This window comes from Cupriavidus sp. 01L46, from assembly GCF_056399905.1.
Window position 1 is genome coordinate 1 of sequence record NZ_JBFTSF010000258.1, and the last position, 9,079, is coordinate 9,079.

Genomic DNA, 9,079 nt, shown 5'->3' on the forward strand with positions numbered 1-9,079 from the left:
GCGCCGGGACCCATCGCGCATCGCGGCCTACCTGAACCGCGCGGACGCGCGCTGGCAGCAACGCGAGCGCGAGCGCAACCCGGAGAAGCGCGACTATTACCTGGCGCTGGCGCGCGAGGACTACCGCCAGTACTGCAGCCTGCGGCTGGTGTCCAACAATGCCATCCCGTCCARCGTGGCGGCCCGCATCAGCACCGCGCTGGACGAGAAGCTGCTGACCGCGGCCACCTGCCGGCCGCGCCTGGAGATCTTCCCGGCGATCAAGGCCGGTGATCTGCGGGCGGTGCGCCTGCAACTGGCGCGCGGCCAGGATCCGAACGGGGTCAACGAGCATGGCGTCTCCGCGCTGAGCGTGGCGGTGTACTACAAGCAGGAAGAGATCGTGCGCGCCTTGCTGGCCGACGGCGCCAAGGTGGACGGGCCGAACCGGGGCTCGGCCTTGATGGCTTCGGCCATGCCGGACGGGCGCGACCAGCGGCCCCTGGCGCAGCGCTACGCCATCGCGGACATCCTGCTGGCGGCGGGCGCCTCGCTGGAGGCGCCCGACATCAACGGCACGCCTTTGCTGATCACGCGCACGTCCTACTATGGGGACGATGGCGCCACGCTGGAATACCTGCTGTCCCACGGCGCCGATCCGAACACGCATGAAAAGAAGGGCCGCACCGTGCTGCACGCCGCCATCAGCAACTACCGCACGCGCTGGTTTGCGGATCAGCTGCTGGCCAAGGGCGCCAATATCAACGCGGCCTACATCAGCATGGTTTACGGTGATCGCTTCATGTGGGAAACGCCCTTGCTGGAGGCGTTGCGCGAGTCGAGCGGCGAGCTGAAGCCGGGCGTGGCCCTCGCCATCCCGGAGCGCGTGGCCTTTGTGCTGGATCGTGGCGCGGACGCTTCGGTGGGCGGCTATGGCGGCAAGGACGCCGTTGGGCGCAACGGCCTGGACGAGGCGCTGCGGGTCTCGGCCTCCTATTTGCAGCCCGCGCTGGTAGACCGGCTGGTGCAGGCCTCGCGCAAGCCGGCGGCGCCGCTGACCAGCGAGCCCCTGTCGGCCCTGCTGCTCGCGTGGAGCTACCTGGAGGCGCGCGCGCAAGCCAGCAAGGACAGCCCCGCGTGGGACGGCCTGCGCGCCAGCGCGCGTGCCACGGCCGAGCGGATGGTCGCGGCCGGCGTCAGCCTCAAATACCAGAACAGCGTGCAGGGCATGAAGGACAACGCGATCGCGCCGCTGAGCGCGCCCTGGCTGCCCGATGACCTGTACCTGGCATGGCTGAAGGCTGGGGCCGACCAGACCGACCGCAGCGACGGCGGCATGCGCATCAACGGCGTGGACCAGAACGACGCGCTGCCGCTGGTGATCATGATGCAGCTGGGCCAGCAAGCCAAGGTGAAGATGCTGCTGGAGCACGACGCCGCGCTATACCGCGACCCGCAACGCTGCGGCATGGCCGTGGCGGATGTGCTGTCATGGCAGCTGGGCAATGCGGGCAATGCGGGCAATGCGGGCAATGCGGGCAACGCGGGCAAGGCCATCAGCCCCGAAATGGCGGGCGCGATCAGCCATGTCATGCAAGGCGCCGCCAACGCCGGCAACTGCGACATGAGCATGAAGGCGCGCGCCAGGCCGTATATCGGCGTGCGTGCCGATGAGCTGGCGCGCTATCTTGAAGCGGGCGTTGCCCGCCGTTGACCTACCTGGCGCCCGCCGCCCGCCGGCGGCTGGCAGGGCGCGCGAGCATGCCGTTGAGCAGCACGTCGATGACCTGTTCCGCGTGCTGCTCCGCCTGTTCGGCCGTCATGGGCCCGACGCCGTAAAGGCGCTGGATCAGATGCGTGGCCGATTGCACGGCCGTGAGCGTGGCGGTCATCGTCACGCTGGCGTGTTCGGGCGGGTAGGGCTTGAGCAACTGCGCCGCGTGGYACTCCGCGATCAGGGCATCGAGCTTGTCATGAAACGGCTTCATGTAGTTGTCCACCAGCCAGTCCAGCCTGGGGCCATCCTGCGCGACCTCCATCAGCACAAGCGAGTGCGCCGCCGGATGCAGGATATTGCTGACCGCGAAAGCCCTTAGCGCCGCTTGCAGCCGCGCGAGCGGATCGGCCGGATCGGGCGCATCCGCTGCCTGCCGGGATGCCGTGAGCGACCCCGTGTAGGCGTTCTCCACCACCGCGCGCCACAGGCCTTCCTTGCTGCCAAAGTGGTAGTTCAGCAGCGGCTGCTTCACGCCCGCGCGGTTGGCGATCGACAGCACCGAGGCGCCGTCGTACCCCTTTTGCGTGAACTCGAGCTCGGCGGCTTCGATCAGCCGCTGCCGCCCCGATGCTTCGGCGGCGCGGGATGCGCTCGCCGTGGCCGCGGGTGTCTGGGCGGCTGGCTTGCGGGCGGGAATCTTGGGGCGTCGGGTCTCGACAGGGGTCATGTTGGCTAGCGACGCGTTTCGCACACGGTAACGATGCCGCCATTCTCCCACATGCCCCGGGGCTTGAATCCGGGTGGCCGGGCGCCGGTAACCGGTAACGCCAGCCCTTTGCCAGTCCTTTGCTAGCCATCCTGATATAAGTATAAGTACTAGTGTGCCATTGACTTATACTTGTATAAATTCACGTCCCATGGCGGCTGTGAGGTGGCTGGCAACATTTGGGGGCAGGTATGCGGGAGTTGGAAGTTCCGGTTTTGATCGTGGGCGCGGGCCCAGTTGGCATGCTCATGGCGGCGCTGCTGGCGGACCAGGGGATCGAGTCGCTCCTGATCGAGCAGCGCGACGACCTGCATCTTGCCCCGCAGGCGCATGTCATCAACGCGAGAACGCAGGAGATCCTGGCTGGCATCGGCGTGACGGACGAGGACCTGGCCGGCATCACCACGCATGCGGCCGGGGCGCGCTTCGTGACCTGGCGGCGCAACCTGGCCGAGGCAGACCTGGCGCGCATCGATATCGCCAGCGACACGTACCTTGCCAATATGGCGGCGGCCAGCACAAAGCGGACCGCGAATATTCCCCAGCACCATCTGGAGCGTTTGCTGTTTGCGCAGGTATCGCGCCGCGCACGCTGCGAGGCGCGCTTCGGCCAGGTGTGGCAAAGCGCGGAGCACAACGCGCACGGCGCGGCCTCGGTGGTGCGGGATGCCGCCACCGGTGAAGCATATCGGGTGCGCAGCGACTGGCTGATCGCGGCCGACGGCGCGGGCAGCGCCGTGCGCCGTGGGCTTGGGCTGCCGATGGTGGGGGAGACCAACCTGGCGCATCTCGTCACCATCAACTTCGAGGCGGATATCCGGCACCTGGTCAAGGACAGTCCGTCGATCCTGTTCTGGATCCTCTCGGCGCAGGCCCCGGGCACCTTCATCGTGCACGATGCGGCGCGCTACTCCGTGTTCATGACGCCGTATTTCCCGGCGTACGAATCGCCGGCCGATTTCCCGGTGGCCAGGTGCGAGCGCATGCTGCGGGCCGCGCTTGGCGAGCGCCATCTGCCCTTGCGCATCACGTCGCTGTCGAATTGGACGATGCAGGCGCACATTGCGGAGCCCTACAGCAAGGGGCGCACCTTCCTGATCGGAGACTCCGCCCATCGTTTTCCGCCCACGGGCGGGCTGGGGCTGAACACAGGCGCAGCCGATGCGCACAACCTGGCGTGGAAGCTGGCCCTTGTCATGCAGGGCAAAGCGGCGCCCGGGCTGCTCGACACGTATGGCGCCGAGCGCAAGCCGGTCGCCGAGACCAACAGCCGCGTCAGCGTGGCCAACCATCAAAAGATGGGGCAGGTGACCGCGGCGCTGGGCCTTGACGAAGCGGGCTTGCCAACGCTCGCGCGGCTGCGCGCCAGCGCCCCGGCCCGCGTGCTGCCCGGCGCCCTGCGCTCGGCGGTCAAGCGCCTGCTGGTGGCGCCCGTCGAAGCGCGGACCCGGAACGTACAGCAAGCGTCTTCGCCAAAGTTCGCCCGCATCCGGCAAGACGTGCAGCGGGCCGCAGAAGCGCAGATGGAGCACTTCAATACGCTGGGGCTGGACCTGGGCTACGTCTACCGGAGCGCGGCAATCTGTGCGAGCGGCGCCGCAACGCCGGCCGTGCCCATCGCATCGCATCCGGTATTGGAGGTGGCGCAGTCGTTCACGCCGGGCGCACGCCTGCCGCACTTCCGGCTGCAAGGCGCCCCGGGGGCGCCGGCCACCTCGCACGATCTCGTTGGCAACGCGCACTTCCTGCTCGCGGGCTTTGGCCGCCATGGCAAGCCGTGCGCCGCGCTTGGCCGTAGCGTGAGCCAGGCGCTAGGCGTGCCGGTGCGCGGCCTGGACCTCGATGCCATCACGCATCGCGACGACCACCCGCAACTACCCGCGTGGAATGGTGGCCTTCCCGACGCCGCCATCCTGGTGCGCCCCGACGGGCACGTCGCATGGCGCTACGCATTGCAGGCGGACGTAGCGCCCGGCGACGTCCTGGCCGCCCTGTGCGAAGTCCTGCAAGTCCCCGTGCCCGTCAGTGCCTCTCAGTGCCTGAAATCATCAAAGCTCAAGTGAAAGGTCCCCCCGTGAACATCGATCCCGAAGCCGTGCCTCTCCGACAGGCCGGGCAACCCAGTCCCGTTGCGATCATCGGCGCCGGCATCGCCGGCTCCGTGCTGGCGCTCCTGCTGGCCAGCCGCGGCATTCGCTGCCTGCTGGTCGACCGCCAGCGCGGCACGGATACGCATCCGCGCGGGCATGTCTGGTCGGCTCGCGCCATGGAGGTGATCCGCTCGATCGATGCGGAACTGGCCGAGGCGCTGCGCGAGATCAGCTCGCCACCGCTCAAGCTGCGCTACATCACGTGGTGCACGGCACTGGCAGGGGTGGATCTCGGGCGCTGTGTGCCGATCGGCAACGACCCGGTGCATACCGCCCGCCTTCTGGGCAGCGGCCCTTGCCGGCCGCTGCACTTGTCCCAGAACGTGGCCGATCCCATCCTGCGGCAGCGCGTGGCCGACAGCCCGCTGATCGAACTGCTGGCAGGACATGAACTGGAGGCGCTGTCGCAGGACGATGACGCCTGCGTGTTGACGCTGCGCGAGCTGCGCAGCGGGCGGATCGTGCGGCGCACCGCGCGCTACGTTGCGGGCGCGGATGGCGCGCACAGCACCGTGCGGCGCCTGCTTGGCGTGCGCTCCACCACTACCCCATTGCAAGCGGTCGCGCAGATCCATTTCCGCGCGAAGCTGGACAGGTTGACCACGTCGCGGCCCAGCCCGCTGTACTGGATTCTCAACCCCGCCATCGTGGGCACGCTCACGGCCCACACCGCCGACGACGAAGACTGGGTCCTGTCGACGGTGGTGCTGCCCGAGATCGAGCCCGCCGGCGAGATGCCCGAAGCGCGGGCGCTGGCACTGGTGCGTGCGGCGATTGGCGATGACCGCATCGATGCCAGCATTGTCTCGATCCGTCCCTGGACGATGGCGCTGCGCTGTGCCGAGACCAGCAGGGTGGGCCGGGTGATGTTGCTGGGCGATGCCGCTGCCGGCTTCTCCGCCATCGGCGGCTTTGGCATGAACCATGGGATCGAAGACGCCGCGAGCCTGGCGTGGCGGCTGCAATTGCTGTTGGGCGGGTATGTGCCAGAAGGCCTTGCGCACGGGTTGTTGTCCAGCTACGCCGCCGAGCGCGCGCAGAGCGCCGCCGCCCACGCGCACCGCACGCAGCAGCTCAGCGACCTGTCCGACGAGGTATTGCGCGCCGCCGGCGCGGACCCCGCCGGCCTCAAGACGCTGGCCGCGCTCTCTCGCTCCACGCCGGTCCGCCTGCTGCCCAGGCGCGCYGCGCGCAGCCTGTTGCGCACCGTGGCGGGGGCCGGCCTGAAACCCCTGCGCCATCTGGCGAGCACCGCGCCCGCGGGGGTTGCCGTGCGCGCCAAGGTCAGAAGGGCGATCGACAAGCAACGCGAAGTCTTTGTCACGCTCGGCACCGATCTCGGCTATGCGCTATCGAGTGGCTTTGTCTGCCGCGAGCCGCATCCGCATCCGCAATCCCCGCACAGCGGCACCGAGTACTGGCCGACCACAAGCCCGGGCTCGTTGATCCCGCATCTTTGGAGCGAGACCGCTGGCGAGTCGCTGTCGACGCGGGACCTCGCGCGCCGAGCGCCGTTGACGCTGCTGGTGGGCGACAAGGAGCGCGTGCGCTGGCAGGCGGCCTTGGCGCGGCTGCGTGCCGACTGGGGCATCGACGTGGCGTGTCCGCGCATCGGGACTGACGACGGCGCGCAGTTTCGCATCCGTGCCTCGGCATTCGCCACCGCGATGGAGATCGATGAATCCGGCGCGGTGCTGCTGCGCGGCGACGGCATCGTGGCCTGGCGCAGCCGGCGCCAGTGCGCCGATCCGTGCGCGACATTGCCGGATGTGATTTCGCGCCTGGTGTCCTGGTCCGCCGCTCCCGCGGCACTGCCGGCCAGCCCTGCCAGCTCGATCAGGCCCCCAAGCTGCACCAGCCACCCCAGCCACCCCAGCCCCACCAGCCTCACCAAGGAGATGCAATGAGCGACAGCATGGACCAGTTTCCCATTCCCTGCCCGGACCCGGAGGCCCGTGCGCCGCAGAAGCTTGCGCACATCGTGCTCACCACGCGGCGCTTCGACGAGACGATCCACTGGTGGAGCGTGGTGCTGGGCGCGCGCGTGATGTACCGCAACGCCTTGCTCTGCTTCCTGTCCTACGACGACGAGCACCACCGCCTGGCCCTGATCAATGCCGCCAACTTCGACCCGAAGCGGCGCGAGAGCACAGGCCTGGACCATGTGGCATTCACCTTCGGCTCGCTCGGCGACCTGCTGCATACCTACGAGCGCCTGAAGGGCCACGGCCTGCGCCCGGAATGGTGCATCAACCACGGGCCGACCACGTCCTTGTACTTCCGCGATCCCGACGGCATCCAGGCCGAGCTTCAGGTCGACAACTTCGCCACACCGGAGGAACTGGATACCTGGTTCCGCTCCGGCGCGTTCGCCGAGAACGCCATCGGTGTCGAGTTCGATCCGGAGCATCTGCTGGAGCGCTACAAGGCGGGCGAGCCCGCAGCGCTGTTGATGCGTCCTGGCGAGGTGACCAGCCGCCAGTTCCTGACGTTGCGTTGAGAGGCCGTCCATCGTGAGACTGTGTACGTTTTCCACCGCCGACGTGGCGAGCCACGTCGGCCTGGCGCTAGCGGGCGACCGCGTGCTGGATGTGACCGCATCCTTTGCCGGGGATCCGCACTTTGCCACCTTGCTGGCGCTGATCGAGCACCAGGACGAAACGCTGCCCGCCTTGCGCAAGCTGCAAGCGCAAGGCGCGAAGCCGGGCTGCGCGCACCTGGCGCATGCGCTGCGCCAGGTCCGCTTCGAGGTGCCATACCGTCCCCCGCAGATCCGCTGCTTCAGCGTGTACGAGCAGCATCTGAAGAATGCGTTCCAACAGGTCATGGCGCATGGCGTGCGCCCGGCGACGGGCATGCTGATGCGCGCCCTCGGCGCCGGCAAGGTGCCCAAGGCCTTCTACGAAACACCGATCTACTACAAAGGCGTGCGCCTCAACCTGTCCGGCCACGGCAGTAAGGTGCGGCGGCCGGATCCCGGCGCCAAGCTGGACTACGAGGCCGAACTGGGCGTCATCGTCGGGCGTCCCGGCAAGAACATCGGCACCTCGGCGGCGATGTCGCATGTCTTTGGCTACGTGATCTTCAACGACTTCTCCGAACGCGCACAGCTCATGAAGGAGATGCGCACCCGGCCCAGCGCAGGCCCGGCCAAGGGAAAGGATTTCGATGGCAGCAACAGCCTCGGCCCCTGGATCGTCACCGCGGACGAGATCCGCGATCCCCACGCGCTGGGCGTGACCGTGCGCGTCAACGGCGAGGTGCGCGGCGAAGGCAGCACGGCTGGCATGACCCATCGCATCGACCGCATCGTCAGCTATGCGTCGGCCAACGAGACGCTGCACGGCGGCGAGCTGCTGGCCACTGGCTGCGTGCCGAACTGCGCCGGCATCGAGCAATGGCGCTTCCTGGACGACGGGGACCGGGTCGACGTGGAGATCGCCGGGCTTGGCGTGCTGACGAACTCGATCACCGGGCATCAACCGTAGCAGCCCCCCCAAAAAAATCGCGAGGAGCGCAAAGACGATCCCGCTTTGATAACAACGACAATGGAGACAACAGTGAATTCAAGACAGTGGATCGTCACATCCGCGRCAGCGCTGTGCCCCGCGCTTGCGTTGGCCGACAACGGCTACTTCCAGATCGGCTACGGCGCCGAAGCGCGCGGCGTGGCCGGCGCCGCGGCGGCGTCGACGCGGGATGCGTTCGGCGGCGCGAGCAACCCCGCCACCACCGTCTGGGCCGGCAACCGCTTCGACGGCAACCTGATCGCGATCAACGGCAGGACCAGCATGAGCCGGGCCGCGGGCTTGCCGGCGCCGGTGGGCGGGGCGCTCGACACGCGCACGGACAGCGAGAGCCGCTGGGTGCCGCTGGCCGATATCGCGTACAGCCGCATGATCAACCCGGACCTGTCGCTGAGCCTTGTCGGCTACAGCAATGGCGCCGGCACGTACTTCGAGGGCAACACCACCACCTGCCTGGCGCCGTCGCCGGCACCGGCCGGCACCACCTATCGCGGCAACTTGCTATGCGGCAGCGGCAGGGCCGCCACCACGATCAAGCAGCTGACGATGGCGCCGACGGTCTCCGCCAAGGTCTCCGAGTCGTTCTCGGTGGGTTTCTCGCTGCTGATCGCGGGGCAGCTCTTCAGCGCGGAGGGCCTGCAGGCACTCGCGCCGCAGTCGGCAGCGCCGAACCACCTGACCAACCAGGGCACGGCGTCGTCGTTTGGCATCGGCATGCGGGTTGGGTCCTATTGGCGCGCCAGCGATGCGCTGAGCTTCGGCGCGGCGTACTCGCCCCGCATCCGCATGGGGCGGCTCAAGGAGTACGAGGGCTTGCTGGCCGACCAGGGCCGCCTGGATATCCCGGAGAACCTGCTGCTCGGCATGCAATGGTCGCCGAGGMAGGATCTGTCCTTCTTGTTCGACTACCAGCGCATCAACTACTCGGGCACGTCGGGAC

The 9,079-nt window shown here is 68.4% G+C and carries 7 protein-coding genes; 6 read left to right on the forward strand and 1 reads right to left on the reverse strand.

What is annotated here, in order from left to right; translation table 11 throughout:
- The coding region (locus AC1DS3_RS30335) for an ankyrin repeat domain-containing protein (RefSeq protein ID WP_477128575.1) at positions 1 to 1,693 on the forward strand (1,693 nt) is incomplete at its 5' end.
- Position 1,694: 1 nt separating this feature from the next.
- On the opposite strand, the gene AC1DS3_RS30340 is transcribed toward AC1DS3_RS30335, so the two are convergent.
- Complete coding sequence (locus tag AC1DS3_RS30340; RefSeq protein ID WP_477128576.1) at positions 1,695 to 2,423, reverse strand: TetR/AcrR family transcriptional regulator; 729 nt, start codon at positions 2,421 to 2,423, stop codon at positions 1,695 to 1,697.
- Between the two features lie 230 nt (positions 2,424 to 2,653).
- Between AC1DS3_RS30340 and AC1DS3_RS30345 the strand changes: the two genes are divergently transcribed.
- From AC1DS3_RS30345 to AC1DS3_RS30365, 5 genes are all read left to right on the forward strand, one after another.
- On the forward strand, positions 2,654 to 4,525 hold the full coding sequence (locus AC1DS3_RS30345) for an FAD-dependent monooxygenase (protein ID WP_441634554.1): 1,872 nt from the start codon (positions 2,654 to 2,656) through the stop codon (positions 4,523 to 4,525).
- Complete coding sequence (locus tag AC1DS3_RS30350; RefSeq protein WP_441634556.1) at positions 4,522 to 6,519, forward strand: FAD-dependent monooxygenase; 1,998 nt, start codon at positions 4,522 to 4,524, stop codon at positions 6,517 to 6,519. The genes AC1DS3_RS30345 and AC1DS3_RS30350 overlap by 4 nt, the downstream gene beginning before the upstream one ends.
- Positions 6,516 to 7,112 (forward strand): VOC family protein, encoded by a 597-nt coding sequence (locus AC1DS3_RS30355; RefSeq protein ID WP_441634558.1) that lies wholly within the window; start codon positions 6,516 to 6,518, stop codon positions 7,110 to 7,112. Before AC1DS3_RS30350 ends, AC1DS3_RS30355 begins: the two co-directional genes overlap by 4 nt.
- Positions 7,113 to 7,125: 13 nt before the next feature.
- Entirely contained in the window at positions 7,126 to 8,100 is a 975-nt protein-coding gene (locus AC1DS3_RS30360; protein ID WP_441634560.1) for a fumarylacetoacetate hydrolase family protein, read from the forward strand.
- A 72-nt stretch (positions 8,101 to 8,172) separates the two neighbouring features.
- The coding region (locus AC1DS3_RS30365) for an OmpP1/FadL family transporter (RefSeq protein ID WP_477128577.1) at positions 8,173 to 9,079 on the forward strand (907 nt) is incomplete at its 3' end.

Bases quoted from the DNA above. Each gene is read 5' to 3' on its own strand.
- AC1DS3_RS30345 (WP_441634554.1), top strand. From the start codon at position 2,654: ATGCGGGAGTTGGAAGTTCCGGTTTTGATCGTGGGCGCGGGCCCAGTT.
- AC1DS3_RS30355 (WP_441634558.1), top strand. From the start codon at position 6,516: ATGAGCGACAGCATGGACCAGTTTCCCATTCCCTGCCCGGACCCGGAG.